Source organism: Sphingopyxis sp. (assembly GCF_051861155.1).
Lineage (GTDB): Bacteria > Pseudomonadota > Alphaproteobacteria > Sphingomonadales > Sphingomonadaceae > Sphingopyxis.
Window position 1 is genome coordinate 172397 of the sequence record NZ_JBHYDE010000002.1, and the last position, 24348, is coordinate 196744.

27 protein-coding genes and 1 pseudogene are annotated in these 24348 nt (G+C 65.5%); 5 read left to right on the forward strand and 23 right to left on the reverse strand.

Annotation, left to right across the window (positions count from 1 at the left end):
* Positions 1 to 9 precede the first annotated feature (9 nt).
* The 5 genes from ACTIFP_RS04085 to ACTIFP_RS04105 are packed head-to-tail and all read right to left on the reverse strand — an operon-like array spanning position 10 to position 5317.
* The gene (locus ACTIFP_RS04085) at positions 10 to 1206 is read right to left on the reverse strand and encodes an alkaline phosphatase family protein (RefSeq protein WP_439567437.1); all 1197 of its coding nucleotides are present in this window, start codon (positions 1204 to 1206) and stop codon (positions 10 to 12) included.
* Positions 1207 to 1248: 42 nt separating this feature from the next.
* Positions 1249 to 2814: an alkaline phosphatase D family protein gene (locus ACTIFP_RS04090; RefSeq protein ID WP_439567438.1), complete on the reverse strand. Its 1566-nt coding sequence runs from the start codon at positions 2812 to 2814 to the stop codon at positions 1249 to 1251.
* A gap of 58 nt (positions 2815 to 2872) precedes the next feature.
* Positions 2873 to 4210, reverse strand: a complete 1338-nt coding sequence (locus ACTIFP_RS04095; RefSeq protein WP_439567439.1) for a hypothetical protein — start codon at positions 4208 to 4210, stop codon at positions 2873 to 2875.
* A 49-nt stretch (positions 4211 to 4259) separates the two neighbouring features.
* Positions 4260 to 4574, reverse strand: coding sequence for a hypothetical protein (locus tag ACTIFP_RS04100; protein WP_439567440.1), 315 nt, complete (start codon positions 4572 to 4574; stop codon positions 4260 to 4262).
* A complete protein-coding gene (locus tag ACTIFP_RS04105; protein ID WP_439567441.1) occupies positions 4571 to 5317 on the reverse strand; it encodes a MauE/DoxX family redox-associated membrane protein in 747 nt (248 codons plus the stop codon). Before ACTIFP_RS04105 ends, ACTIFP_RS04100 begins: the two co-directional genes overlap by 4 nt.
* 41 nt (positions 5318 to 5358) lie before the next feature.
* Between ACTIFP_RS04105 and ACTIFP_RS04110 the strand changes: the two genes are divergently transcribed.
* Positions 5359 to 5760, forward strand: a complete 402-nt coding sequence (locus ACTIFP_RS04110; RefSeq protein WP_439567442.1) for a MerR family DNA-binding protein — start codon at positions 5359 to 5361, stop codon at positions 5758 to 5760.
* Positions 5761 to 5842: 82 nt separating this feature from the next.
* On the opposite strand, the gene ACTIFP_RS04115 is transcribed toward ACTIFP_RS04110, so the two are convergent.
* A complete protein-coding gene (locus ACTIFP_RS04115; RefSeq protein WP_439567443.1) occupies positions 5843 to 6247 on the reverse strand; it encodes a hypothetical protein in 405 nt (134 codons plus the stop codon).
* A gap of 125 nt (positions 6248 to 6372) precedes the next feature.
* Positions 6373 to 7470, reverse strand: a complete 1098-nt coding sequence (gene ychF, locus ACTIFP_RS04120) for a redox-regulated ATPase YchF (RefSeq protein ID WP_439567444.1) — start codon at positions 7468 to 7470, stop codon at positions 6373 to 6375.
* Positions 7471 to 7603: 133 nt separating this feature from the next.
* Between ychF and ACTIFP_RS04125 the strand changes: the two genes are divergently transcribed.
* Positions 7604 to 8272, forward strand: coding sequence for a CAP domain-containing protein (locus ACTIFP_RS04125; protein ID WP_439567445.1), 669 nt, complete (start codon positions 7604 to 7606; stop codon positions 8270 to 8272).
* A gap of 4 nt (positions 8273 to 8276) precedes the next feature.
* Here the strand turns inward: ACTIFP_RS04125 and ACTIFP_RS04130 are convergent, their stop codons facing one another.
* From ACTIFP_RS04130 to ACTIFP_RS04175, 10 genes are all read right to left on the reverse strand, one after another.
* A complete protein-coding gene (locus ACTIFP_RS04130; RefSeq protein WP_439567446.1) occupies positions 8277 to 8666 on the reverse strand; it encodes a DUF4087 domain-containing protein in 390 nt (129 codons plus the stop codon).
* Between the two features lie 159 nt (positions 8667 to 8825).
* The gene (locus ACTIFP_RS04135; RefSeq protein ID WP_439567447.1) at positions 8826 to 10703 is read right to left on the reverse strand and encodes a PhoX family protein; all 1878 of its coding nucleotides are present in this window, start codon (positions 10701 to 10703) and stop codon (positions 8826 to 8828) included.
* Between the two features lie 145 nt (positions 10704 to 10848).
* Entirely contained in the window at positions 10849 to 11844 is a 996-nt protein-coding gene (locus tag ACTIFP_RS04140) for an SDR family oxidoreductase (RefSeq protein WP_439567448.1), read from the reverse strand.
* A 57-nt stretch (positions 11845 to 11901) separates the two neighbouring features.
* Complete coding sequence (locus ACTIFP_RS04145; RefSeq protein WP_439567449.1) at positions 11902 to 12414, reverse strand: AAA family ATPase; 513 nt, start codon at positions 12412 to 12414, stop codon at positions 11902 to 11904.
* Between the two features lie 4 nt (positions 12415 to 12418).
* Complete coding sequence (pth, locus tag ACTIFP_RS04150; RefSeq protein ID WP_439567450.1) at positions 12419 to 12988, reverse strand: aminoacyl-tRNA hydrolase; 570 nt, start codon at positions 12986 to 12988, stop codon at positions 12419 to 12421.
* 65 nt (positions 12989 to 13053) lie between these two features.
* Positions 13054 to 13689 carry a 50S ribosomal protein L25/general stress protein Ctc gene (locus ACTIFP_RS04155; protein ID WP_439567451.1) on the reverse strand — a complete coding sequence of 212 codons (636 nt, stop codon included), beginning with the start codon at positions 13687 to 13689 and terminating at the stop codon, positions 13054 to 13056.
* A 108-nt stretch (positions 13690 to 13797) separates the two neighbouring features.
* On the reverse strand, positions 13798 to 14769 hold the full coding sequence (locus ACTIFP_RS04160; protein WP_439567452.1) for an NAD(P)H-dependent flavin oxidoreductase: 972 nt from the start codon (positions 14767 to 14769) through the stop codon (positions 13798 to 13800).
* A gap of 126 nt (positions 14770 to 14895) precedes the next feature.
* Positions 14896 to 15393, reverse strand: a complete 498-nt coding sequence (locus ACTIFP_RS04165) for a hypothetical protein (protein ID WP_439567453.1) — start codon at positions 15391 to 15393, stop codon at positions 14896 to 14898.
* 12 nt (positions 15394 to 15405) lie between these two features.
* Positions 15406 to 16182 (reverse strand): SDR family NAD(P)-dependent oxidoreductase, encoded by a 777-nt coding sequence (locus ACTIFP_RS04170; RefSeq protein WP_439567454.1) that lies wholly within the window; start codon positions 16180 to 16182, stop codon positions 15406 to 15408.
* Between the two features lie 57 nt (positions 16183 to 16239).
* Positions 16240 to 17067 (reverse strand): alpha/beta fold hydrolase, encoded by an 828-nt coding sequence (locus ACTIFP_RS04175; protein ID WP_439567455.1) that lies wholly within the window; start codon positions 17065 to 17067, stop codon positions 16240 to 16242.
* 139 nt (positions 17068 to 17206) lie between these two features.
* On the opposite strand from ACTIFP_RS04175, the gene ACTIFP_RS04180 reads away from it, so the two are divergent.
* The 3 genes and pseudogenes from ACTIFP_RS04180 to ACTIFP_RS04190 all read left to right on the forward strand — a co-directional run bounded on the left by ACTIFP_RS04180 (position 17207) and on the right by ACTIFP_RS04190 (position 20104).
* A complete protein-coding gene (locus ACTIFP_RS04180; RefSeq protein ID WP_439567456.1) occupies positions 17207 to 18220 on the forward strand; it encodes a GlxA family transcriptional regulator in 1014 nt (337 codons plus the stop codon).
* A 138-nt stretch (positions 18221 to 18358) separates the two neighbouring features.
* Positions 18359 to 18712: pseudogene (locus ACTIFP_RS04185) on the forward strand (YciI family protein); the annotation flags it as partial.
* Between the two features lie 135 nt (positions 18713 to 18847).
* The gene (locus tag ACTIFP_RS04190; protein WP_439567457.1) at positions 18848 to 20104 is read left to right on the forward strand and encodes an RNA polymerase sigma factor; all 1257 of its coding nucleotides are present in this window, start codon (positions 18848 to 18850) and stop codon (positions 20102 to 20104) included.
* Here ACTIFP_RS04190 and ACTIFP_RS04195 read toward each other — a convergent pair.
* From ACTIFP_RS04195 to ACTIFP_RS04220, 6 genes are all read right to left on the reverse strand, one after another.
* Entirely contained in the window at positions 20101 to 20334 is a 234-nt protein-coding gene (locus ACTIFP_RS04195; protein ID WP_439567458.1) for a hypothetical protein, read from the reverse strand. The genes ACTIFP_RS04190 and ACTIFP_RS04195 overlap by 4 nt on opposite strands.
* On the reverse strand, positions 20331 to 20693 hold the full coding sequence (locus ACTIFP_RS04200; RefSeq protein ID WP_439567459.1) for a hypothetical protein: 363 nt from the start codon (positions 20691 to 20693) through the stop codon (positions 20331 to 20333). Before ACTIFP_RS04200 ends, ACTIFP_RS04195 begins: the two co-directional genes overlap by 4 nt.
* 127 nt (positions 20694 to 20820) lie before the next feature.
* Positions 20821 to 21363, reverse strand: a complete 543-nt coding sequence (locus tag ACTIFP_RS04205; protein ID WP_439567460.1) for a GNAT family N-acetyltransferase — start codon at positions 21361 to 21363, stop codon at positions 20821 to 20823.
* A gap of 7 nt (positions 21364 to 21370) precedes the next feature.
* A complete protein-coding gene (leuA, locus tag ACTIFP_RS04210) occupies positions 21371 to 23035 on the reverse strand; it encodes a 2-isopropylmalate synthase (protein ID WP_439567461.1) in 1665 nt (554 codons plus the stop codon).
* Positions 23036 to 23278: 243 nt separating this feature from the next.
* The gene (locus tag ACTIFP_RS04215; RefSeq protein WP_439567462.1) at positions 23279 to 23776 is read right to left on the reverse strand and encodes a rhodanese-like domain-containing protein; all 498 of its coding nucleotides are present in this window, start codon (positions 23774 to 23776) and stop codon (positions 23279 to 23281) included.
* A 141-nt stretch (positions 23777 to 23917) separates the two neighbouring features.
* Complete coding sequence (locus ACTIFP_RS04220) at positions 23918 to 24286, reverse strand: hypothetical protein (protein WP_439567463.1); 369 nt, start codon at positions 24284 to 24286, stop codon at positions 23918 to 23920.
* Positions 24287 to 24348 lie beyond the last annotated feature (62 nt).

The window sequence follows — 24348 nt, forward strand, 5'->3', positions numbered from 1 at the left end:
CGATACCGCCTAAGGCAATTTCGCGACAAACACGCCCGTCGCGTCGCTCGCCAGCGGCGCCACGCCGATCAGGCGCATCAGCAGCGGATAAACCTCGATATTGTCGACCGTGCCGACGTCGCCGGTCAGTCCGCCGTTATGCGCGATGAACAGCGCCAGCATCTCGGGGTCGCTATTGTCATAACCGTGCGCGCCGCCGGTCACCGGCCACGGGGGATCGCCCGCAAAGATCGACCAGCCGGGCTCGGCAATGCAGATGATCGCCGCGACGCGCGGATTGCGGCCATAATGGAGCCGCGCGGGCAGGTCTTCGCGGCGGTGGCACGTCATATGATCATGCGGCTTCAGCAGCGCCTGCGCGACCCGGTCGTCGGTTCCCGCCGCGGGTTCGATCGCGGCATAGGGGCCAACCTCGACCGCGACGATGCTGGCGAGGTCGATCAGGTCGGCAAGCTGGATCACCCGGCTTTCGTCGGTTGCGCGCATGCCATGGTCGGCGACGATCAGCAGCCGCGCGGGCTGGCCGAGGTCCGCCAGCCCGGCGACCAGCGCACCGATTCGGCTATCGACGTCGGTGATCGCGGCGTTCACTTCGGCGCTGCCCGGACCAAAGCGGTGGCCTGCGTCGTCGACCGCTTCGAAATAGAGCGTAACAAACGCCGGGCGGATCGCGGCGGGGCGGCGCATCCAGTCGAGGATCGTGTCGATCCGCTGCGCATAACCGATATGCCGGTCATAACGCAGCCAATCGGCGGGACGCGCCGCGCCGATCGCGACTTCGCTGCCCGGCCAGAACATCGTCGCGCTGCGCACCCCTGCTTTGCCCGCGGTAACCCACGCCGGTTCAGCCTCGTCCCACCAGAAGGGATCGAGCGATTGTTTCGGATCGCCCAAGCTGAACTTCTCGCCCGGTCGCCGCGGGTCGATCATATTGTTGCCAACGATGCCATGGTTGTCGGGGCGCTTGCCGGTCACCATCGCATAATGGTTGGGGAAGGTTTTGGTCGGGAAAGACGGGCGCAGTTTGCCGCGCGCGCCATTTGCGGCAAGCCGCGACAGGTTGGGCGTGATCCCGCGGTCCAGGTAATCGGCGCGGAACCCGTCGATCGAGATCAGGATCGTGGCGGGGGCGCGCGCATGCCCGTCCCCTGCGTGCGTGGCAAAGGACAGCAGGCAAAGCAGCAGCAGGATGAGCAACCGGGGCATGTCCGCTCCGCTAGGACCGGTCGATGACGGACCGGCGACAGCTCACGCCATCTTGATCCCGGCGACACGATTTTCGACCACCCCGGTCGCGCGCTTCGACAGATTGTTCACCGGTGTCGTCACCTTGTCGACGACCATGAAATGCGTCTGCCACGCCTCGCGATTAACGTCGCACACCAGATAGCCGCGCTGGTCGTTGGCGAATTTCAGTTCGGGGTTCAGCTTGAGAAAATCGTCGGTGCCGTTGCGCTTGTCGCTGCCGTCGCCGCCGCTGGAGATCGAGGTCGCGACAAATTCGGCGCCGACGATCTTGTCCTTCAACACCAGATCGCCACAGAAATTCTGATGCTCGTCGCCGGTTAGCACGATGCAATTGTCCAGCCCGCTCAGCCGCGCCAACATGCGCTCGCGCGGCGCTTCATAGCCCGCCCAGCTGTCGAGGTTGACGATCTTCTTGGGTTCATCGGGTTTGCGCCGCCGGTCGAGCGACATCATGGTTACCTGCTGCGCCAGCGCGTTCCACGTCGCGCCGCCTTTGGCCAGATTCCGGTTCAGCCAGTCTTCCTGCGCGCGGCCCAGCACCTGGGCATCCTTGGCAAACACCTCGGGGCACGCCGGTTTGAAACCATCTTCGCACGGCTGATCGTCGCGGTACTGGCGGGTGTCGAGCAGCTGCATCGCCATCAAATCGCCATAGCGAAACTCGCGGTTCAGCGCGACCATGCCGCCGCGCGGCAGCAGCGCCCTTCGCACCGGCATATGTTCGTACCACGCCTGCATCGCTGCCTGTTTTTTCAGCATGAAGACCTCGGGCGGCGCTGCATCGGGATCGTTGCCGGGTAGCTCAAGCGACCAGTTATCGACGTCGGATACCCAATCGTTGACGACTTCATGGTCGTCGATGGTCGACAGGACGGCGTGGGCCGAACGGACCGCCTGCTGGTCGATGTCCATCAAGGTCTGCGCATAAGCGCCGCGGAAATCGGTGAGGTCGATCAGCGCGCGATGGTCGTAACGGCGCACCGGAAAGATCGGCAGGCCACTGTCGTACAGATAATTCTGCTGATACTCGTAAATGAAGTCGCCATAATGATAGACGAACGCCAGGTCTTCGCGCGCCAGATGACGATAGGCGCCGTAAAATCCGGACTCGAAATGCTGGCACCCGGCAACCCCGAATTTCAGCGCCTCGACCTTGGTGCCGGGGGCAGGCAGGGTACGCGCGCGGCCGCGCAGGCTGCGTTCGCCGGCGGCGGTGAAGCGGTAATAATAGGGGCGATCGGGTTGCAATCCGGCGACCTCGACATGGACGCTATGGCCCAGTTCGGGGCGCGCCAGTTCGGTGCCCTTTGCCGCGATGGTGCGAAAGCCGCTGTCGCTGGCGACTTCCCATTCGACCGGCACATTGGTCAGTGGCATGCCGCCGTGCCGCTCCATCGGTTCGGGCGCCAACCGCGTCCAGATGACGAAACCGTCGCTGGCGGGATCGCCCGCCGCGACGCCCAGCTTGAACGGAAAATCGCGCAATATACCCTGCGCGCGGACGATCGCCGGCGCGGCAAGGCCGGCGAGGGTCGCCCCGGCAAGGAAGTGGCGGCGGTTGTACATGGCTGGGCTCCGTTGGCGCGCGAATCGCTGCCCTTCGATAGCCCAGCCATGCGTTACATCAATGACCGATGCTCAGCCGCGCAAACACCGTCGCGCCAATCGGGTTATTGCCATAGGCCGCATCGAGCGCGCGCGGCTTGGCGAACGCCGCGATGCTACCGCCGAGCGCCAGGTTCAGCGGCCCGCTGATCGGCAGCCGGTAAGCATAGCCTGCCTGAAATTTGGTCACCCGAAACGGCCGGTCGTGCAGCGGATCGTCATGGTCGCTGAACAGCTCGTCATTCTTCACGTTTTCCACCCGCCCGAACAGCGTGTGATGATCGTCGAGATCCCAGTTCACCTCGGCCAGCCAGGCGGAGAGCGTGTCGCCGGGGTCGCGGTTCTTGGCGCTGTACGCGGCGGTCGCCGACAGGCCGCGGCCGTTGGCATATTGGATGCTGGCGGTGGTGCGATGCTCGTTTTCGCCCGGATGCTGCGCTTCGGGTTCCTTCAGCCGCGCGTGGCTGATTTGCAGCGCCCAGGCGGGCGAGGGGGTCCAGGTGCCGCGCAGCGCCCAGCTGTCGAACCGCGGGCTTTCGATGTTCCACCGTTTCTCGTCGGGTTCGCGGCCGGTGAAGATCGATCCCTCAAGCTGGATGGCCGGCGTCGCAAATCCCAGCGTCGCGACGCCATAGGTGATGTGCGTCGAATCGAACCAATGATGGGTGATCGGTGCCTCGGGATTCAGCCGCGCGCTGCCGCGGTGCATGAAGGCGCTGGGGCCGATCGCGGGTTCGCCGACCGGACCCCCATAGACGAACATCCGTGCATCCTCACCGACATTGACGTCAACGCGCGCCGCCAGTTCCATGAACAGGTCGTGCGGATGCTGGCGATCGACCAGCGGCTCGCCGCCCGCCGTCTCGCCGCTGGCGAACAGGTTGGGATAGCCGAAATTGGACATCAGCGGCTCGAGGCTCATCATCGATTTCAGCTGGATACGGCCCCAATCGGTCTGCTTTTCGCCCGACAGCATCAACATCGACTGGACATAGGCCTTGTCGTCGCCGCGCGGGCCCGACTGGTCGGTATAGACGCCCCAGGCAAAGCCGTGCGCCATCATCATCCAGTCGTTCCCCGCGTCGATGTGCAGACCGCTATGGCCGCCCTCCTTGGCGGGCAAACGCGCGGTGCCGGAGCCTTCGGCGGGGGTGGTCGCGGGGCCGTGATTCATGGCGCCATGGTCCGTGGTGGCATGACCCATCGCAGCATGATCGACCGGCTCGGCGGATTTCGGGTCGGCGGCGGGCATCTGATGCCCCGCGTGGGGATCGGCGCCGCTATGGTCTTGCGCGGCGGCAGATAGCGGAAAGAGAGCGAGCGCGGCAGCGCCCGCCAGAAGTGGCGTTTTCAACATATCATCGTCCTGACAGGATCGTAAAAATCGGGGTTCGGTTTTGCGCCTGTCAGGGTCGTGGAGGCGGTATGCTGGGCGGCGCATTGGCGCCCGCAAGCGCCGCCATCGGCTGCACCGGCGGCAACAGCGCGGGCAGGGCGATCGGCGCCGCCACGGCGTCAGCCGGGATGCTGGCGACGCACCCGATGCACACATGGCTGGCGGCCTTGGCAGCATCGCCATCGGGTTGGTGGTGCGGCGTATCGACCGGCGTCGCGCCGTGACAATCGGTCACCGCCGTTTCGGCCTGTACGGGCGCGGTCACCGACGATAGCGACAGGCCGATCAGGAACAGCGCGAGCACGAGATGGCGGAACATCGTCACGCCAGCATCCATAGCATCCAAAATGCCATGCCGACCATCGCCAGATTTTCGGTGAGCGACACAAAGCCCAGCGGCACCCGGCTGCTGCCCCCGACACAGGCGCATTTCAGGTCGCGCCTGTCGATATAGACCGCTTTGACCACCGACACTGCGCCGATGCCGCCGATAAATAGCGCAACGGGAATCGACAGCCACGGCAGCGCGTGGGCGGTCATCAACGCGCCCGCCAGCCCCTCGGCAAAGGGATAGATAGTGGCATACGGCACCCAGCGGCGCGCCAGCAGGTCGTAATTCAGGAACATCGTCGCGAATTTGTCGATGTCCTGCAGCTTGAGTAGCGCCAGCACGATCATGCTGAACGATATGAACCACGCGCCCGCCTGCATCGTGAACGCATTGCCGAATGCAGCGAAACTTGCCGCCAATGCCATCAGCGCGGTCATCGCGAACAGCGCGATTACGGGGCGATAGCTGACCGCGTCGGGGGGGGCGACGGTCACGCCGAAATGGCGGCGCAGATCGTCATAGCCGCCGATGCGAACGCCATCGATAAAGGTCTGCGGCGTCGTCTGGACGCCATGTTCGGCCTTGAACGCGTCAACCTCGGCTCGCGTCGTCAGCCAGCGGTCGTCGACCGCAAAGCCGCGGCGGTTGAGCAGATGCTTTGCTTTCAGCCCATAGGGGCAGATATGCCCCGGCATCACCATGCGATAGAGCGTCGCGGTGCTTGTTTGTTGTGTCATGCACGTCCTATAGCGTCCGTACCATAGTACGGAGTCAAGCGATGCAGCTTACCATCGGAAAACTGGCACAAGCGGGCGGCGTCGGGGTCGAAACCGTCCGCTATTACCAGCGCCGCGGTTTGATGGGCACTCCGGCGCGCAGCGGCGGCCGCGGCTGGGGCGGCGGGGTACGCCGCTACGATGCGGACGATGTGCGGCGCCTGAAATTCATTCGGTCGGCGCAGGCGTCGGGTTTCACCCTCGACGAAATTTCGGAACTGCTCGCGCTGGAAAAAAGCGACGACCGGGTGCGCGTGCGCGGACTGGCGCGCCAGCGGATCGACGCGCTCGATGCCAAGATCGCCCAGATGACCGAAACCCGCGCCGCGCTGGCACGGCTGGCTGATCAGTGCGCAGCCAGCGACAAGGGGCCATGTCCGATCCTGGCGGCGTTCGAGCCTTAGCGTCCCGCGTAATCATGGTAACAGCGGCAGCTAACGACCGGTTGCGGACGCTGGCAGCTACGGGGAAGCGACCGTAAGCGGACTAGGTCGAAGCTAATGGTTCAATACCGAGATCGATACCGAGGCGGGCCATGTCCATGAGCAAGTTCACGTCGAAAACCTCTCCTCTTTCACCCGGCGTCCACGTGATTAAAAAATTGAGTTTCCCGCCAGTCTGGCGAAGTTCGGCAATGAATGCAGCCGATGGATCAATCCGCGTCAGGGTCCGGCGTAGGAAATCAGCAAGCTCGCCGTCATCGCCCGCACCGATGTCGAACGCGCAGTAGCTTTCTGTGTAGGCTCCCGGCAGCAATGTTCCCTTTGGCGTCGCACGCCGCTCCCCGGCTGCCCAGGAACGAACAGGCGGCAACCCTATGCCTTTTATAATACGCTGTGGATCAGCGTAAGGATGTCGGACTTGCAGCGAGACGCGATAACTAAAGGACATCCGGTTGACCTAACGGACTCTAAGCCAGCTCGCTAGGGTCCGCTTTCGCTGGAGGCGCGCGCAAACTAGGAACGTCCGCTCCCTACCCCAATGCCGACGATCAGCCTCGCGATGACGTCGTCGGTTCAGCTGTGCAGGAAGTGCATAACGTCGCCGTCATGCACGACATACGCCTTGCCCTCGGCGCGCAGCTTGCCTGCCTCGCGCGCCCGTGCTTCGCCGCCCAGCGTTACATAATCGTCATAGGCGATCGTTTCGGCGCGGATGAAGCCCTTCTGGAAATCGCTGTGGATCTCGCCCGCGGCCTCCGGCGCGGTGGCGCCGGTGTGGACGGTCCACGCGCGCGCTTCCTGCGGGCCGACGGTGAAGAAGGTGATCAGGTGGAGCAGCTCGTATCCGGCGCGGATGACGCGCGCGAGGCCGGTTTCGTGGAGCCCCATTTCTTCGAGGAACTCGAGCCGGTCGGCCATGTCCATCGTCACCAGCTCGCTTTCGATCGCGGCGGAGACGACCACCGCCTGCGCGCCTTCGGCGGCGGCCTTGGCGAAAACCTTTTCGGAGAAGCCGTTGCCGTTGGCGGCGCTGGCTTCATCGACGTTGCAGACATAGAGTACAGGCTTCGACGTCAGCAACTGCGCGGTGCGTAGCACGCGGGCTTCCTCGTCATCCTTGGGGTCGGTCAACCGCGCGGGCTTGCCTTCGCGCAGCAGGTCGAGCGCCTGGCCCAGAACCGACGCGGCGATCTTGGCTTCCTTGTCGCCCTGCGACGCCTTTTTGACAAAGGCGGGGACGCGCTTTTCCAGGCTTTCAAGGTCGGCGAGCAGCAGCTCGGTCTCGACCGTCTCGGCGTCGGCGACCGGATCGACCTTGTTTTCGACATGCTGGATGTCGTCATCCTCGAAACAACGCAGGACATGGACGATCGCATCGACTTCGCGGATGTTGCCGAGGAACTGGTTGCCGAGCCCTTCGCCCTTCGACGCGCCGCGGACGAGGCCCGCGATGTCGACGAAGGCAAGCTGGGTCGCGATGATCTTTTTACTGCTGGCGATCGCGGCCAGCTTTTCCAGCCGCGCGTCGGGCACCGCGACGTTGCCGATGTTCGGTTCGATCGTGCAAAAGGGGTAGTTGGCCGCCTGCGCCGCCGCCGTTTCGGTCAGCGCGTTGAACAGGGTGGACTTGCCGACGTTGGGCAGGCCGACGATCCCGCATTTGAAACCCATAAAAACTCCGTGTGACCGGCGTGAGGCCGGTGTTGCAGCGCCCCTAGCGCCAAGTGGCCGCCGATGCCAGCTTTTGAAGAGCGGCAGAATATCGTTGCGGCAGGTTCAGCCTTGCGGTTTTATCGCGGGCGCCATGACGAATATCCCTCGATGGACGACCGCCGCGCTGGTGCTGGGCCTTGGCGCGGTCGCCGCCAGCGCCGCGCCCAGCCGGTTCGAAGCCGGCGTGCTCGCCGAACTCAATCGCTTTCGCAGCGATCCCGCGGGCTATACCGAAGTCCTGCGCGATTATCGCGATCGCTTCGACGGTCGACTCTTGCTCGCCGACGACGATAGCGAAATCGACATCATGACCAACGAAGGCGTCGCCGCGGTCGACGAAGCGATCCGCGACCTGCGCCGCGAAAGGCCTTTGCAGCGATTGCAGCAGAGCGAAATCCTGGCATCCGCAGCGGCCGATCATGTTGCGGCCCAATCGCGATCGGGTGCCGTCGGCCATTACACCCGCGGACGCGGTCCCGGCGAACGGATGAAGGCGCGCGGCGGCGGCCCCTATGTCAATGAAGTCATCACCTATGGCCACCACAGCCCGGCGGGGGTGGTCCAGCAATTGCTGATCGACGATGGCGTCCCCGACCGCGGTCATCGCCACAGCCTGCTGCGCCCGACGCACCGCTACGCCGGCGTCGCCTGCGGCCCGCACCGCGTGCACCGCACGATGTGCGTGACCCTGATGTCGCAGACCGCCGACGGATCGCCGCCGCCGCCGCCGAGACGGACGCCGACCGCGCCGCCGCGCTGAGGTATCACCGATCGCGGCGCGGCAATTTCTTGTCGGCGATGCAGCGGTTGATCGGGAGCGGCGTCGCCGAATAGATACGCGTGACCCGTGCGGTGCTTTTGTCGGTCGTCACCTGCATACAGCCGCAACCATAACCATAGGAACCGTTGGTCGCGACCCATCCCTTCGCCCGCATGTCGGGCAGGCTGTTCAAACCCGGTGCCTGATGGCCGCCCTGCAGGCCGATGGTCCACCGGCCCGTGCCGTCGGTAAGCCACCAATTGGCGGGGGTCGGATTGTCGATCCACCCGCATCGCTTTTCCGATCGCGCCGCGGCCGGTTTGGCTTCGGCCAGTTCGCCGTGGCCGATCGCGCCGATCGCCAGCGCCAATAATGCGGTTCGCAGGACTAGCATCGACATCTCCTGGGCGGGGCGAGCGCGAGTGCAACCCAAGCGCATCCCTTTCAGCGACCCGTCATGCCATGAACGGTTGCGATCACAAATCAGTCGTGTGCACCGGTATGCCGGCTACCGCCCGCTCCCGACCGATGCAGGGAGCGGGCGGCGCCTGGTTCAGTTGCCGACCGGCTGGTTGTCGGTGCGGCGCACGACGATCGTCGATGACCGCGGCTGCTGGCCCGCCACCGGCCAATTGCCTGTTGGATGCTGGATATTGACGAAGAAGGTGCGCAGGTCCGGGGTATAAGTCAGCCCGGTGATCTCGGAGCCGAGCGGGCCGACCAGAAAGCGTTTCGACTGCTTGGTGACCTGATCGACATAGAACATGGCATTGTGCCCGAACGCCTGATCAATCGACCGGCCTGCGACGCCCGAATTGCCCGGAACGCTATGGTCGGTCTGCACCCACAGGCGCCCTTGCGGGTCGATGGCGATGCCGTCGGGGCTGGAGAAGGTGTCGCCGTTGATATTGCCGGTCAGGTTGCTGCCCCCCGACGCCAGCGACGGATCGCCCGCGAGCAGGAAGATTTCCCAGCGGAAGGTCGTCGCCAGCGGCGAATTGCCCTGTTCGCTGAACTTGATGATATGACCGTGCAGGTTCGTCGTGCGCGGGTTCATCGGGTTGGTGACGCGGCGTCCGCTGTTGTTGGTCAGCGTGACGAAAACCGCGCTGTTGTCGGGCGCGACGGTGATCCATTCGGGACGGTCCATCACGGTGCCGCCCGCGACACGCGCCGCCGATTTGCAGTTGATCAGCACATCCGTCTGATTGTTGAAATTGACCGTCGTCGGGGCGGGCGGGGTCGTGCTCTGACTGTTGTTTCCAGGGTCCGAAGCGCCTGCGGTCAGGCCATTCTGCCCTACGACCAGAGCGCGCCATTCGCCTGTGCCGTCGCCGTTGAAGCGCGCGACATACAGCGTTCCCGTATCGAGCAGGTCGGTGTTGGCCGCCCGGTTCGTCGCGCTATAGGCGCGGTCGGGGACGAATTTATAAATGCAGCCCGGGGTGGAATCGTCGCCCATATAAAAGGCGGTGCGGCGGTCGCTATTCTCTATGAACGCCACATTTTCATGGTCGAAGCGGCCCATCGCGGTGCGCTTCGTCGGTTGCGCGAGCTCGCGCCGCGGATCAATTTCGATGACCCAGCCATAGCCGTTAGCGGGCTGCGTTGGATCGAGATAATTGTCGGTCGTCTCTTCGCAGGTCAGGTACGTTCCCCACGGGGTGCGACCGCTCGCGCAATTGTTCAGCATACCCTTGATCGGCGCGGCGATCACGCTCGCGGCAGGGCCGCCAACGCGGTAGCTGCTGTTGCCGGTATAGCGGCGATTATAGGTCGATCCGGCCTGCACCGCCCATTTGCCGTCGCTGCCCTTGGCGATTTCGACGACGCTGATGCCGACGGCCGACAGCGCGAGCGCCTTCTGGTCGGCGGTGGCGGTTGCTGCATTGTAGCTGCCCGACATCAGGATGTTGAGATCGGGATATTCGTGATTGATCGCGAGCAGTCCGCGAACATTGGCATCGACTCCCGGAAAGGCGAAATATTCCATCCCATCATGGTTGCCGCCGGCCCATTTCTCGGCAACCGCCGGGGTCGGGAAGCTGCCGGTATAGGCGGCGCCGCTCTCGACCGAATCGCCGGCCTTCAGCAGCACATCGACGGTGTAGCCCGCGGGTACCGTTACCGCGTCATTCTGGTTCGCCGCGACCGCGGCAAAGGTCACCGCAAAGCTTGCCGGCGGCGGGGTCGGGGTCGGCGTCGGGCTAGGTCCCCCGGTCGGGGGCAGCGTCACCGCCGGGTCGCCGCTGGTGTCGCCGCATGCTGCCAGCGCCATTGTCGGCAGTACCGAAAGCCCAAGCAGGCCATTCTTGAGCAGCGAACGCCGCGTCGGATTGGCGGCTACGATCGCCTCCAGACTGTCGGGCGTGTGATCGCGGATGGTGTCGCCGCGATAAGGCGCGCGAGCGTCGTCGGTAAGATGTGACATGCAGTCCCCCTGTTTTCGGTTGAGCCTCCGGACTGGCTTGTCCGGAATGAGGTGGCGCACCGATGGCAGCGGGAGGTGTCAGCTAAATGGCTTCACCAAGTCAGAAAGGCAGGATTTGCATGACACTCTAATGACATAGCGGGGGTCAGTCGTGAACCGCCTTGACCAGCGGTCCCAGCGCGCCGCCGCCAAGCCACGCCACCTGCACCTCGGCGGACACGCGATTGATCGCTTCCTGCGGCTTGTTGCCGGGATGGACCGCGCGGCGCAGCGGGCGCTTGCCCGCCGGCATCGCCATGATCTCGGCAATCGCCATCGGTACGTCCAGCGGGTCGGCGCTGCGTCCACTGCCGTCCTCGGTCCCCATGCCGCGGGTGAAGGGTGCATAGGCGGCGAGCAGCGCGGCATCGCTGCGCGCCTTCAGCGCGCCGGTATAGGCGTTGCGGTTCACCCAAACCTTGGTCGGATAGCCGCCGGGCTGAATCACCGTCACCTCGATACCATGCGGCACCAGTTCATAGGCGAGCTGTTCGGACAGGGCCTCGACCGCGAATTTGGTCGCCGAATAATGGCCGCCGCCGGGGACGATAACGCGCCCGAGCTGCGACGAGATGTTGAAGATCTGCCCGCCCTTCGCCGCGCGCATCTGCGGCAACAGCGCGCGCAGCATCCGCTGGATGCCAAATACATTGGTGTCGAAGATCAGTTGCGTCGCTGCCATGTCCTGGACCTCGACCGGGCCGGTGATGCCGATCCCGGCATTGTTGATCAGCGTGTCGATCCGCCCGCCGGTCAGTTCGAGCGCGTCGGCAACGCCGTTCTTGACCGAGTCATCGTCGGTCACATCGATTTCGAAGATATGCAGGTCGAGCTTTTCCTTCGCGGCCTCGGCGGTGAGCGTTTCGGCCTCGGCACGGGGCAGCCCGCGCATCGTGGCAATCACCTTGGCGCCAAGCCGCGCATAGTGCAGCGCCCCCACCCGCCCAAACCCGCTCGAAGCGCCGGTAATGAGAATGGTGCGGCCTTTGAGCGAAGGCCCGGCAGCGGGGATCGCGGCTTGCAAAAGGGCAGGGGTGGCGGCGGTCAGCGCGGCGGCTCCGGCGATCAACTCGCGGCGGCTGGGACGGGAAGGGGTGGGCATGGCAGGCTCCTCTCGGAGGCCATCATGCCCGAATTTTACACCGACGCCAAACCGGGGTCAGGCGGGCTGTTTGTCCAGCGAGGCGCGCCATTCCTGCAGCGCACGCGGATTTTTGAGCCGCACCAGCGTCCCATGATAATCGCGCAGCTTTTCTTCGGTGCGCGGGCGCGGGCCGCTGTTCCACGCCAGCAGATAGAGGAAAAATTCAAGATCGAAGCGCTCGGGGCAGCCTTCGGTCATGTCGGGTCGGGAGCGTCCGCGATAGGCCCAGATCCGGCGGAGCACGCGCCAGGCACATAAATGGATCGGAAAATCGAGATAGACGACGGTATCGGCGCGCGCCAGTCGCGCGTCCAGCGTGCCGCCATAATTGCCGTCGATCAGCCACCGCTCGCCGGTCGTAATGGCCGCCAGCCGCGCACGTATGTCATCCTTGCTGCTTTCGACCCAGCCCGGGCGCCAGTTGAGCTGGTCCATGTGAAAGACCGGCAGGTCGAGCGTCTGGCCCAGCTGCGCGGCCAGCGTCGATTTCCCAGCGCCGCAGGGGCCGATAACCAGCACCCGTTGCACAGCGTCAGCCCTGCAAGCGCAGCGCGAGATCGCTTTGAAAGCGGACGTCATTGCCCTCGGCGAGCCACGGCGCTTCGGCCGCGATCGCGCCGAGCAGGTCGATCAGCGGCTCCATCTCGCTCTTATGGTAATTGCCCAGCACATGGCCGGTGACGCGGTCCTTGTGTCCCGGATGACCGATGCCGATGCGGACGCGGCGAAAATCCTCGCCGATATGCTGGATCATCGAACGAATGCCATTGTGGCCCGCGGCGCCGCCGCCGCGCTTGACCTTGACCTGCATCGGGATCAGGTCGAGTTCGTCGTAGAAGACGGTGACGTCCTGCGTCGTCAATTTGTAGAAGTCGAGCGCGGCGCGCACGCTGCGGCCGCTTTCGTTCATGAAGGTGCCGGGTTTGAGCAACAGGATGCGCGTCGATCCGATGCGGCCGTCCTGAAGCCAGCCCTGGAATTTTTTCGCGGGCGCCGGAAAGTCATGGACGTCGGCGATGACATCGGCGGCCATGAAGCCGACATTGTGACGGTGCATCGCATATTGGGGCCCGGGATTTCCGAGGCCGACCCAGAGCTGCATGGCGGTGCCTTTCCTGGGTCTGGGGGAAACGCCCCTTCCGCAAGGGAAGGGGCGCTCCGCAACTTTTAGGCTTCGTCGCCGCCTTCGGCAGCTTCGCCTTCGTCCTTCGTCGTGTCGCCTTCGCTCGACTTCATCGCCGACGGAGCGACGATGGTAGCGATGGTGAAGTCGCGATCGGTGATCGCGCTTTCGACGCCCTTGGGCAGGGTGACGTTGCTGATGTGGATCGAATCGCCGACGTCAAAACCGGTCACGTCGATCGCGATGTCGTCGGGGATCTTGTCCGCGTCGCACACCAGTTCGAGTTCGTGGCGAACGATGTTGAGCACGCCGCCGCGCTTCAGACCCGGCGAGGCTTCTTCGTTCTGGAAGACGACCGGCACCGCAACCTGGACCTTGGCGTCCTTGGCAATGCGCAGGAAGTCGGCGTGGATCGGACGATCCTTGACCGGGTGGAACGCGACGTCCTTGGGCAGCGTGCGGATCTGCTTGCCGCCGACGTCGATCATCACGACCGAGTTCATGAAGTGACCCGTCATCAGCTGCTTCATCAGCAGCTTTTCTTCGACGTGGATCATCAGGGGTTCTTCTTTGCCGCCATAGACAACGGCGGGGACACGGCCTTCACGACGCAGTTCACGCGAGGCTCCCTTGCCTCCCCGATCACGCGTCTCGGCCGACAGCACCAGCTGGTCGCTCATCATTTTTCTCCGAGAATAGTTTCAAAGTCCGCCACGCCTCCAGGGATGACCATGGTCGGAAGCGGCGGCGCTTAGCGGGGAAGCGTGGGAAATGCAAGTGGCGCGGCCCTAAAGCCGGACCTTTGCCTCCAGTTCGCGGCGTGCCGCCAGATATTGCGCTTCGAGTTCGGCGACAAATTCGGCGACGGGGCGCACCGCGCTGACCGGGCCGATGCCCTGGCCCGATCCCCAGATGTCCTTCCACGCCTTGACCTTGGTGTTGCCGCCCGAGCCGAAGTTCATCGTCTTGAGGTCGCCCTCGGGCAGGTTGTCGGGGTCCATGCCCGCGGCGGCGATCGATTGGCGGAGGTAATTGCCGTGCACCCCGGTAAACAGGTTCGAATAGACGATGTCACCCGCGCGGCCCTCGACGATACCATTCTTATATCCCTCGTCGGCGTTGGCCTCGGCGGTGGCGATGAAGGCGCTGCCGATATAGGCAAGGTCGGCGCCGCATGCCTGTGCGGCGAGTACCGAGCGGCCGTGGCCGATGGCGCCTGACAGTGCGATCGGGCCGTCGAACCATTCGCGGATTTCCTGCACCAGCGCGAACGGCGACTGACGGCCAGCGTGGCCGCCCGCGCCTGCCGCGACGGGGATCAGGCCGTCGGCGCCCTTTTCGATCGCCTTGCGCGCAAAGCGATCGTCGATGATGTCGTGCAGCGTGATGCCGCCCCAGCTGTGGACCGCCTGATTGAGTTCCTCGCGCGCGCCGAGCGAGGTGATGGTGATCGGCACTTTCCATTTGGCGCAGGTCGCGATGTCCGCCTCAAGCCGATCGTTCGATTTATGGACGATCTGGTTGACCGCATAGGGCGCCGACAGCCGGTCGGGATTGTCGCGGTCCCACGCCGCGAGTTCCTCGGTGATCTGGTGCAGCCATTCGTCGAGCAACGTCTGGGGGCGTGCGTTGAGCGCCGGGAAGCTGCCGACCACACCCGCCTTGCACTGCGCGATGACAAGCTCGGGCCCCGACACGATGAACAGCGGCGAGCCGATGACGGGCAGGCGCAGGCGGTCGAAAATCGGGGGCAAGGCCATGAATCACTCTCCGGTAGCAGTTTGAAACTAACCTTAACGTAAACGGAAGGTCGTGCAAGAGGGGTTGGCGAGGTCAAAACAGGCAAAGGCGGCCGAAACCGCCCTTGCCCTTCGCGCCGCTTGCGATCAGGCGGCGGTGGATCGCCGCCGCGCCGCCTTGAACGCGGTGTAGCCGAACGCGATCGATGCGATGAGCAACGCGCCCTGGGCGATGGCGAAGGGCGGTTCGGTTCCCGTCGGGGCCAGCGCGTTGAGCGCGGGGACTTTCAGGAACGACTGCACGACCAGCACGAACAGGTTGAGATAGAGCGCGAGGGTGGCGGTGATCGCATAGGCGGTTGCCGCGCGCCCGGCGAGCTTGCCGCGATAATAGGCGGCAAAGGCGACGATCAGGATCAGCGTCGAGAGGATGCCGACGCCAAGCGCCGGGGTGAAAGCGACGATCGGGAAAAGAAACCCTGTCAGGCTGGTGAGCAAGGTCGTCCACAGGAAGATGCCGGTCGTGCGGGGTAGGATGAGGCCGCGGGCGAAGGCGGGGAGAGCGATCAGGCCGGCCGCGATGCCGACAAGGCTGATCGCAACGTGGAGCGCGGTGAATTGCGGGATGGTCAGACCGAGGATCATGGCACGTCTCCTTTACAGATAGCGCGGCGCGGGGCGCGAGCGCGAGAGGTTGGGGCGGAGCGCCGCGCGCGCCGCGATATAGGCGTCATAGTCGGCCATGTCGGGGAGCGCCGGGATGGTAACGACCTCGCCCGCATCGAAACCGGCGAGCGCCGCGTCGACCATGTCGTCCACGTCCATCACCATGTCAGCGGGGATATTCGCCAGCTGCGCTTCGTCCCAGATCGGGGTGCGGGTGATGCCGGGTAGCACGGCCTGGACGCGTACGCCTTTGGCGCCGAGCTCGACCTGCAACGCCTCGGTAAAGGCGAGGACATAGGCCTTGCTGGCGGGATAGACGGCGGTGAAGCCGTCGGGCATCAGCGCGGTGACCGAGGTGATGTTGACGATCGCGCCCGCGCCATTGGCCGCCAGCCGCGGCGCGATCGCCGCCGAAAGGCGTGTGACCGCCAGGATGTTGAGGTCGATCATTCCGGTGAGATATGCGGGGTCGGCCTGGGCAAAGCTGGTCTCGCCCGCGATCCCGGCGTTGTTGATCAGCCCGGTAATGGCGTCGTCGTCGCGGAGGCGCGCTTCGATGCGGGCCAGGTCGTCGGGCTGGGCAAGGTCGGCGGCAATGATATCGACCGTGACGCCGGTGTCGCGGCGCAGCTGGTCGGCGAGGTCGGCCAGCTTGTCGGCGCGGCGGGCGACGAGGATCATATTATGGCCGCGGCGGGCGAGGCGGTCGGCATAGACGGCGCCGATGCCGTCCGATGCGCCGGTGATCAGGAAGCTTTGCTTGGTCATCTGACGTCTCCTTTGCGTGGAGGAGGCGCAGTCCCCCCGGACCGCGCCTCGACCTTATCAGTTGTTGATGAAATCCAGAAGGTCGGCGTTGAACCGGTCCTGGTGGGTGACCGTCAGGCCATGGTCGGCGCCTTCGTAGATTTTCAGCACCGCCTGTTTGACGATCTTCACGGTCGACCGGGCCGAGGCATCGACGGGAACGATCTGGTCGTCGTCGCCGTGGAGGACGAGCGTCGGGACGTCGAATTTCGTCAGATCGGCGTTGAAGTCGCTTTCCGAAAAGGCGCGGATGCTGTCGAGCTGGCCTTTGAGGCCGCCCATCATGCCCTGCCGCACAAAGTCGTCGCGCACCGCTTCGCTGATCACCGCGCCGTCGCGGTTATAGCCGTAGAAGGGAAGGGTCAGATCCTTGAAGAACTGCGGCCGGTTGTCGAAGGTGCCCTGGCGGATGCCGTCGAAGACGTCGATCGGCAGACCGCCCGGATTGGCTTCGGTCTTGAGCATCAGCGGCGGCACCGCCCCGATCAGCGCGATTTTGGCGACCCGCGCCGTGCCGTGCCGGCCGATATAGCGGGTGACTTCGCCGCCGCCGGTCGAGTGGCCGACGAGGATGACGTCTTTCAGGTCCAGCTGTTCGATCAGTTCGGCGAGGTCGTCGGCGTACTGATCCATATTGTTACCCTCCCAGACCTGGTCCGAACGGCCGTGGCTGCGGCGGTCGTGGGCGATGGTACGGAAACCCTGATTGGCGAAATAGACCAGCTGGGCGTCCCAGGCGTCGGCGCTGAGCGGCCAGCCGTGCGAAAAAATGATCGGCTGGCCATCCTTCGGACCCCAGTCCTTGTAGAAGATGTGCGTGCCGTCGGTGGTGGTGATCGTGGTCATGGCGTGGTTCCTTTCAGTCTGGAGGGACGGAGCTGTCCGTCCCGATGACATGGATTTAGGCCGGGCCGGGCTTGCATGGGATTGGCGGACGCGACATTATGCGGGTCAAATCCGACAAAGCGAACGACGGGGAACCGATATGCCCAAGCTGAAGGTGGCGGACGCCGCGACGATGCCGCTGATCGAGGTCGGCATGATGACCTACCCCGATTGCCAGATCGGCATGGTGCACGGCATCACCGACCTGTTCGACATCGCCGGGCGCTTTGCGGTCGACCATGGTCGCCGGCCGATCCGCGCCAGCCACTGGCGGTTGCAGGACGGCGGTGGCTTTGTGCGGTGTTACGACAGCCACCCCGACCAGCCCGCTACCAATTCGCCCGCGGTGCTGATTGCGCCCGGCAGTTTGCACAAGCTGCTCGAACCCGGTGAGGTCGAGCCCTATGCCCGCTGGCTGCTCGACCGCCATGCCCAGGGCACGGTGCTGGCGTCGAATTGCGGCGGGGCCTTTGCTTTGGCCGCCACCGGGCTGCTGGCGGGGCGGCCGGCGACGACGCACTGGTTCTTTGCCGAACAGTTCCGCGCCCGCTTTCCCGACGTGCGGCTGGAGGCCGACCGGATGGTGATCGACGACGGCGACATCGTTACCGCGGGCGGGTTGATGGCGTGGACCGACCTGGGGCTGCGGATCGTCGAGCGGTTGCTGGGGCCGACGGTGATGATGGAGACGGCGCGATTCCTGCTGATCGACCCCAGCGGCCGTGAGCAGAAAAATTATGCCAGCTTTGCGCCGAAGCTGACGCATGGCGACGAGGCGATTTTGCGCGTCCAGCATTGGTTGCAGGCGCGCGGCGCCGGGCCGGTTGCGGTCCCCGCCATGGCGAGCGAGGCGGGGATGGAGGAACGCACCTTCCAGCGCCGCTTCAAGGCCGCCACCGGCATGACCCCGGTCGAATATGTCCAGCATCTGCGCGTGGGCAAAGCCCGCGAGCTGCTGGAATTTACCCGCCGCACCGTCGACCAGATCGCCTGGGGCGTCGGATATGAGGATGCCGCGGCGTTCCGCAAATTGTTCCACCGCATCATCGGGCTGTCGCCGCACGAATATCGCCAGCGCTTCGCCACCCCGCAATCCTTGGCCGAGGTCGCCTGAACCGCGCCGTCCGCCCCGCCCCTTACGTCCCAGATATTCGCCACCGAAATTTTTTCGGGCCATGTGTCGATTTCGGGGAAGCTCGTTCGTCATGGAGATACGAGGCCGATCGTGGCCCGGTTTTTGAGGAGACAGAAAATGCGTGTGATGGTGTTTGTGAAAGCGACCGACGACAGCGAGCAGGGCCTTCCCCCGAGCGAGGAAATGACCGAAATGTTCGAGGCGATGGGCAAGTTCAACGAGGAACTGGTCAATGCCGGGGTGATGGTTGCGGGCGACGGGCTGAAGCCGTCGTCGCATGGCAAGCGGATCCATTTCGACGGCCCGAACCGCACCGTGATCGACGGCCCGTTCGCCGAAGCGCGCGAGCTGGTCGCCGGTTATTGGATCTGGGAGGTGAAGGACATGGACGAGGCGGTCGCCTGGGCCAAGCGTTGCCCCAATCCGATGCGCGGGCCGAGCGATCTGGAAATCCGACCTTTCTATGAAATGGACGATTTCGGCGATGCGGTGACCCCCGAAATCGCGGCGCATGAACAGGCGCTGCGCGACCGGATCGCCGGCGATTAAGCCGCCATGTCCGCCGCCCGCCTTGCCTTGCCGACGAACTTCGCGGACAAGACGGGCATGGCGGCGGACCCCACCCACCGGGCAATCGAAGCAGTCTTTCGGATCGAGCGGGCGCGGCTGATTGCCGGGTTGGCGCGGCTGACCCGCGACGTCGACCGCGCCGAGGAACTGGCGCAGGACGCGCTGATCGTGGCGCTGACCGAATGGCCCGCCGCCGGGGTGCCCGCCAATCCGGGCGCCTGGTTGATGGCGGCGGCCAAGCGGCGCGCCATCGACGGCATCCGGCACGCGGCGATGCAGACGCGCAAACATGCCGAAATGGCCCGCGAACTGGACGAGGAGCAGGGCATGAGCGCCGAGGCCGTCGAAGCCGCGCTGGACGATCCGCTGGGCGACGAGCTGCTCGGCCTGATCTTTGCTGCGTGCCACCCGGTGATCGGCGCCGAAGGGCGCGCCGCGCTGACGCTGCGGCTGGTCGGCGGGCTGACGGTCCAGGAGATTGCACGGGCGTTCCTTTCCAATGAAGCGGCGATCGCAGCGCGGATTACCCGGGCCAAGAAAGCCATCGCCAAGGCCGGGGTCCAGTTCGAGGTGCCCCGCGGTGCCGAGCTGGCGGCGCGGCTGCCGTCGGTGCTCGAAATCGTCTATCTGATCTTCAACGAAGGCTATGCGGCGACCGCGGGGCCTTCGCTGGTGCGCCCACCGTTGTGCAGCGAGGCGCAGCGGCTGGGGCGCATCCTGGCCGGACTGATGCCCGAGCAGCCCGAGGTGCTGGGGCTGCTCGCGCTGATGGAAATCCAGGCGTCGCGGCTGGCGGCGCGCGCCGGGCCGGATGGAAAGTTCGTGCCGCTGACCGAGCAGAACCGCGCCCGATGGGACCAGTTGCTGATCCGCCGCGGGCTGAACGCGCTGGACCGGGCCGAGGCGCTGGGCGGCGCCGACGGCCCCTATGCACTGCAGGCGGCGCTGGCGGCGTGCCACGCCCGGGCGCGGCGCGCCGACGACACCGACTGGCGGCGCATCGCCGCGCTGTACGACCGGTTGCGGCAGGTGCTGCCATCGCCGATCGTCGACCTCAATCGCGCGGTCGCGCACAGCATGGCGTTCGGCCCCGAGGCCGGGCTGGCGCTGGTCGACCAAATCGCCGATGACGCCGCGCTGCACCACTATGCGCCTTTGCCCGCGGCGCGCGGCGACTTCCTGCTCCGCGCCGGGCGCCGCGCCGAGGCGAAGGCGCAGTTCGAAGCCGCGGCGGCGCTGGCGGGCAATGACCGCGAACGCGACTTTCTGTTGTCACGCGCCGCCGATTGTTAATAGCCCCTTTCGGACCCCGGCGCGCGGTAGAAGCGGTGGCGGGGCACCGCGCCGTCGATCAGGCTGTTCTTCAGCTTCTTGCGCATCGTGTCGGCGCCGTTGGGCGAGACGCAGACGAGGCGGGTACCGCCATCGGGCAAAGGCTCGATTGCGCTGATCGCGACCCCCGCCGACAGGCACAGCGCGATGACATCGGCTTCGGCCAGCGTGACGTTCATCGCGCGGCTCATGACGCGGCGCCGCCGGGCGCCATGGCGCGGATCGCGGCGGCGACCTGTTCATAACCTTCGGCGCTGGCGGTGGCGAGCGCGAGCGGGCGGCCGCCAAGCTGCGCATTGTCGCTGTTGAGGAATTCGACCGCCGGATCGCGGCCGCCCATGGTCAGGAACGCGAACTGGCTGATGTCGCCCTGCCGCTTGGCATCGTCGCGCGGCAGCGGCGTGCGGTTCTTGCGGAAATGACTGTTGGTGCGCGCGCGGACGGGCGCCGCGGGGTCGGCTGGTGCACTGTTGGCGGCGGCACTGGCGGCCGGGGCCGCAGCGGCTGCCTTGCGGCCGGGCGGATTGACGGGTTTGGCTCGGCTGTTCATCGGGCGCGGCTCCTGTTGGGGTAAGCGGGAGCGCGCAGGTCTCTCAGCCGCGGCGGCTCATCCAAAGGCGTGCCGCGATGATGCTGATATGGGATGCGCCGGGGTGATTGTAAGGCGCTGTCGCGGTTCAGCCGCCGCCGAACCGCTTACCCATGCGGATCAGTGGGACGCTCGCGCCGTTCGGCCCGGGCGCTTGGACATGCTCGATCGGGGTGTAGCCGCAGGCGCGGTAGAGGGGTTCGCCGGATAGGGTGGCCATCAGCTCGGTGCGGGTGAAGCCCGCCTGCTGCGCGGCGGCTTCGCAGAGCGCCATCACCATGCGGCCGACGCCTTGCCGTGCGAAGGCGGGGTGGGTGTACATGGCGCGGATGCGCGCGGCGTCGGTGGCGGGGTCGAGCGGGGCGGGGTCGCGCAAGTTCGCGGCGTGGTCGCCGCCGTAGAGCGTCGCGCGGTGCGACCAGCCGCCGCAGCCGGCGATCTCGCCTGCGGCCTCGATGACGAAATAGGTGCCGTCGGCGATCAGCTGGGTATCGAGGCCCATGACGGCCTGGCTGGCGGCGATCTGGGCGTCATCGAGGAAGCCCTTTTGCAGTTCGGCGATCGCAAGCGCCATCACCGCGCGCAGCGCATCGAGGTCCGACGGCTGTGCGAGGCGGTGGCTGAGCGTCATCGCGCGGTCAGGCGCCGTTGGCGGCGCTCAGGATCGCCCGTACGCTGGCGGTGGCGACGTCGGTGTCGAGGCCGCAGCCGAAGACGCTTTTGCCGTCCGCGGTGCGGCATTCGACATAGGCGGCCGCCTGCACCGTGCTGCCCTGGCCGATCGCATGTTCGCTGTAATCGACGATGTCCATCACCGGGCCGCCGCTTTCGGCGAGCGCGGCGATGACGCTGCTCATCAGGCCGTTGCCGCGGCCGCTGACGCTGCGCGCGGTGCCGTCGATGGTGAGCTTGCCGGCGAAGATGCGGTCGGGGCCGCTGTGCGTTTCATGCCAGTCGACGAGCTGGAAGCGTTTGTCCTCGACCTTGAGATAGGCGGTGTCGAAGGCGCCCCAGATGTCGTCGGCGGTCAGTTCGCGGCTGGTCTGGTCGGCCAGCGCCTGGACGACATGGCTGAAGCTGGCCTGCATTTTTTTGGGCAGTTTCAGGCCCTTGTCCTGTTCGAGCACCCAGGCGACGCCGCCCTTGCCCGACTGGCTGTTGACGCGGATCACCGCTTCATAGCTGCGGCCGAGATCGGCGGGGTCGATGGGGAGGTACGGGACTTCCCAGCGTTCGTCATTCTGGCGCTCGCGGGCGGCGAAGCCTTTCTTGATCGCGTCCTGATGGCTGCCCGAAAAGGCGGTATAGACTAGCTCGCCGCCATAGGGGTGGCGCGGGTGGACGGGGAGCTGGTTGCAATATTCGACCGTCGCGATCACTTCGTCGATGTTCGAAAAGTCGAGGCCGGGGTCGATGCCCTGCGTGTACATGTTGAGCGCGATGGTGACGAGGCACGAGTTGCCGGTGCGCTCGCCATTGCCGAACAGGCAGCCCTCGACGCGGTCGGCGCCCGCGAGCAGGCCGAGTTCGGCAGCGGCGACGCCGGTGCCGCGGTCGTTGTGGGTGTGCAGGCTGATGATCGCGCGGTCGCGGTTCGGCAAGTGCTTGGCGAAATATTCGATCTGGTCGGCGTAGATATTGGGGGTCGACGCCTCGACCGTCGCAGGCAGGTTGAGGATGATCGGATTTTCGGTCGTCGGCTGGAGAATGTCCATCACCGCGGCGCAGCATTCGATGCTGAAATCGAGTTCGGCGGTCGAAAAGGTTTCGGGGCTGTACTGGAAACGCCAGTCGGTGCCGGGCAGGCGCGCGGCATTGTCGCGCAACTGCTTTGCGCCGTCGATCGCAATCGCCTTGATTTCGGGCATGTCGAGGCCGAACACGATGCGGCGCCACGCGGGGCTGACGGCGTTATAGACGTGGACGATCGCGGTTTTGGCGCCCGCGAGGCTGTCGAAGCTGGTGCGGATGAGGTCGGCGCGGCTTTGGGTCAGGACTTGCGGGGTGACGTCATCGGGGATGCGGCCCGATTGGACGAGGCCGGAGATGAAGTCGAATTCGGTCGCGCCGGCGCTGGGGAAGCCGACCTCGATCTCTTTCAGCCCGACGCGGACGAGGAGGTCGAAGAAGCGCGCTTTTTTTTCGGCGTCCATCGGGTCGATCAGCGCCTGATTCCCGTCGCGCATGTCGGTGGACAGCCAGATCGGGGCGGCGGTGGTGACGCGGGTGGGCCAGTCGCGCTGGGTCAGCGGAACCTGCGGGAAAGGACTATATTTGACCGAAGGGTCGCGGAGCATGGTCATGGTTTCGGGTCTTCTGCGAGAAGGGAGGATGTGGCCAGTTACCCTTGGGCGGTCGCGCGCCACCATGGGCGCAGCGGCATCGTCACGCCCAAGGGCGTGTAAGTCGCAGAAGCAGGAGGGCGTTGCCGCGCATGGCGGCTCTAGTGATGGAAAATGTCGCGCTTGGCAAGGGGGGAGTGTGAAAATTGCGCGATTTGCCCCCATTCGTCATCCCGGCCTTCGCTGGGATGACGGTAATGAGGCTCAGCCCTTCACCCACTCGACCCGCGGGTCGTTGAAATCCACCACATCGGCCAGCTCGTACACATTGGGGTAGCCATAGCCGACGAGGTTGATGAAGGTCTGGATATTGAGCGCGAGCGGCGCCGCCTTCATCCGCACCGGGGCGGCGTCGTTGCGGAAATTATTGTTGCAATAGATGAGGATGGCGCGGTCGGGGTTGGCGCCGATGACCGCCGCGAGGCTGTCCGCGGTGAAATCGGTCAGCGGCAGGTTGACCGCGCCCTTGATATGCCCGCGCTGGAAGGCGTCGGCCGAGCGGGCGTCGAGGAGCAGCACATCGGGCTTTGCCGCCTCGGCCTTGAAGGCGGTGAAGGCGAGCAGACGGGCGGCGCGCTTCGGCGCGACGCTGGCGGTGAGTGTCTGGAAGCCGGGATAGTCGATTTGCGGATTGGGCGCCGCGGCATTTTGGGCGAGCGCGGGGGCGGCGGTGAGCGCGGCGGCGAGCAGCAGGATACGCATGATGGTCCTCCCTTTGATGCGGAGAGGTTAGGCCGGGCTTGCTGGCTGGGCGATGAACCGCAAAAAATGGCGCCGGATCGCGGGCGGGCCGCGATCCGGCGCAGGCAGGGGACTGTCAGACTCGGTCGGAAGGGGCGAGCGTCAGGCGGCTTCGCTCTCCGCGTCGTCCTCGTCCCACGGCTCGAACACCTCGTCCTCGATCATATTGTCGATGGCGTGGACGCGCACGGCGATCAGCCAGTCGGCGAGCGGGCCTTCCCACGCGGCCTCGACCGCGGTGAGCTCGCCCTCGTCGCTGCCGGCGTCGCTGCCTGCGGGACGGTCGCCGACGAGGTCGAAGTCCTGGACGCCGTCCTCGGGCGGGGTGCTATAGACATGCGGGTCGAGCCGGACGTTGGCCCAGCCCGCGGTCGGGGTCAGGCCCTCGACCTCGACGGTCAGCAGCGGATTTTCCTCGTCGCCGCCGATGAAGGCGTTCACGTCGACAATTTCGCGTACCAGTTCGCTCATCACACGGACTCCTCGCAAAAAGGGGCGGGACCGGTGAGATCCCGCCCCGGTGTTTACGCGGT

Coding starts and splice junctions, on each gene's coding strand:
- ACTIFP_RS04085 (WP_439567437.1), bottom strand. CDS start 1,206: ATGCCCCGGTTGCTCATCCTGCTGCTGCTTTGCCTGCTGTCCTTTGCC.
- ACTIFP_RS04090 (WP_439567438.1), bottom strand. CDS start 2,814: ATGTACAACCGCCGCCACTTCCTTGCCGGGGCGACCCTCGCCGGCCTT.
- ACTIFP_RS04095 (WP_439567439.1), bottom strand. CDS start 4,210: ATGTTGAAAACGCCACTTCTGGCGGGCGCTGCCGCGCTCGCTCTCTTT.
- ACTIFP_RS04105 (WP_439567441.1), bottom strand. CDS start 5,317: ATGACACAACAAACAAGCACCGCGACGCTCTATCGCATGGTGATGCCG.
- ACTIFP_RS04110 (WP_439567442.1), top strand. CDS start 5,359: ATGCAGCTTACCATCGGAAAACTGGCACAAGCGGGCGGCGTCGGGGTC.
- ACTIFP_RS04115 (WP_439567443.1), bottom strand. CDS start 6,247: ATGTCCTTTAGTTATCGCGTCTCGCTGCAAGTCCGACATCCTTACGCT.
- ychF (WP_439567444.1), bottom strand. CDS start 7,470: ATGGGTTTCAAATGCGGGATCGTCGGCCTGCCCAACGTCGGCAAGTCC.
- ACTIFP_RS04125 (WP_439567445.1), top strand. CDS start 7,604: ATGACGAATATCCCTCGATGGACGACCGCCGCGCTGGTGCTGGGCCTT.
- ACTIFP_RS04130 (WP_439567446.1), bottom strand. CDS start 8,666: ATGCTAGTCCTGCGAACCGCATTATTGGCGCTGGCGATCGGCGCGATC.
- ACTIFP_RS04135 (WP_439567447.1), bottom strand. CDS start 10,703: ATGTCACATCTTACCGACGACGCTCGCGCGCCTTATCGCGGCGACACC.
- ACTIFP_RS04140 (WP_439567448.1), bottom strand. CDS start 11,844: ATGCCCACCCCTTCCCGTCCCAGCCGCCGCGAGTTGATCGCCGGAGCC.
- pth (WP_439567450.1), bottom strand. CDS start 12,988: ATGCAGCTCTGGGTCGGCCTCGGAAATCCCGGGCCCCAATATGCGATG.
- ACTIFP_RS04155 (WP_439567451.1), bottom strand. CDS start 13,689: ATGAGCGACCAGCTGGTGCTGTCGGCCGAGACGCGTGATCGGGGAGGC.
- ACTIFP_RS04160 (WP_439567452.1), bottom strand. CDS start 14,769: ATGGCCTTGCCCCCGATTTTCGACCGCCTGCGCCTGCCCGTCATCGGC.
- ACTIFP_RS04165 (WP_439567453.1), bottom strand. CDS start 15,393: ATGATCCTCGGTCTGACCATCCCGCAATTCACCGCGCTCCACGTTGCG.
- ACTIFP_RS04170 (WP_439567454.1), bottom strand. CDS start 16,182: ATGACCAAGCAAAGCTTCCTGATCACCGGCGCATCGGACGGCATCGGC.
- ACTIFP_RS04175 (WP_439567455.1), bottom strand. CDS start 17,067: ATGACCACGATCACCACCACCGACGGCACGCACATCTTCTACAAGGAC.
- ACTIFP_RS04180 (WP_439567456.1), top strand. CDS start 17,207: ATGCCCAAGCTGAAGGTGGCGGACGCCGCGACGATGCCGCTGATCGAG.
- ACTIFP_RS04190 (WP_439567457.1), top strand. CDS start 18,848: ATGGCGGCGGACCCCACCCACCGGGCAATCGAAGCAGTCTTTCGGATC.
- ACTIFP_RS04195 (WP_439567458.1), bottom strand. CDS start 20,334: ATGAGCCGCGCGATGAACGTCACGCTGGCCGAAGCCGATGTCATCGCG.
- ACTIFP_RS04200 (WP_439567459.1), bottom strand. CDS start 20,693: ATGAACAGCCGAGCCAAACCCGTCAATCCGCCCGGCCGCAAGGCAGCC.
- ACTIFP_RS04205 (WP_439567460.1), bottom strand. CDS start 21,363: ATGACGCTCAGCCACCGCCTCGCACAGCCGTCGGACCTCGATGCGCTG.
- leuA (WP_439567461.1), bottom strand. CDS start 23,035: ATGACCATGCTCCGCGACCCTTCGGTCAAATATAGTCCTTTCCCGCAG.
- ACTIFP_RS04215 (WP_439567462.1), bottom strand. CDS start 23,776: ATGCGTATCCTGCTGCTCGCCGCCGCGCTCACCGCCGCCCCCGCGCTC.
- ACTIFP_RS04220 (WP_439567463.1), bottom strand. CDS start 24,286: ATGAGCGAACTGGTACGCGAAATTGTCGACGTGAACGCCTTCATCGGC.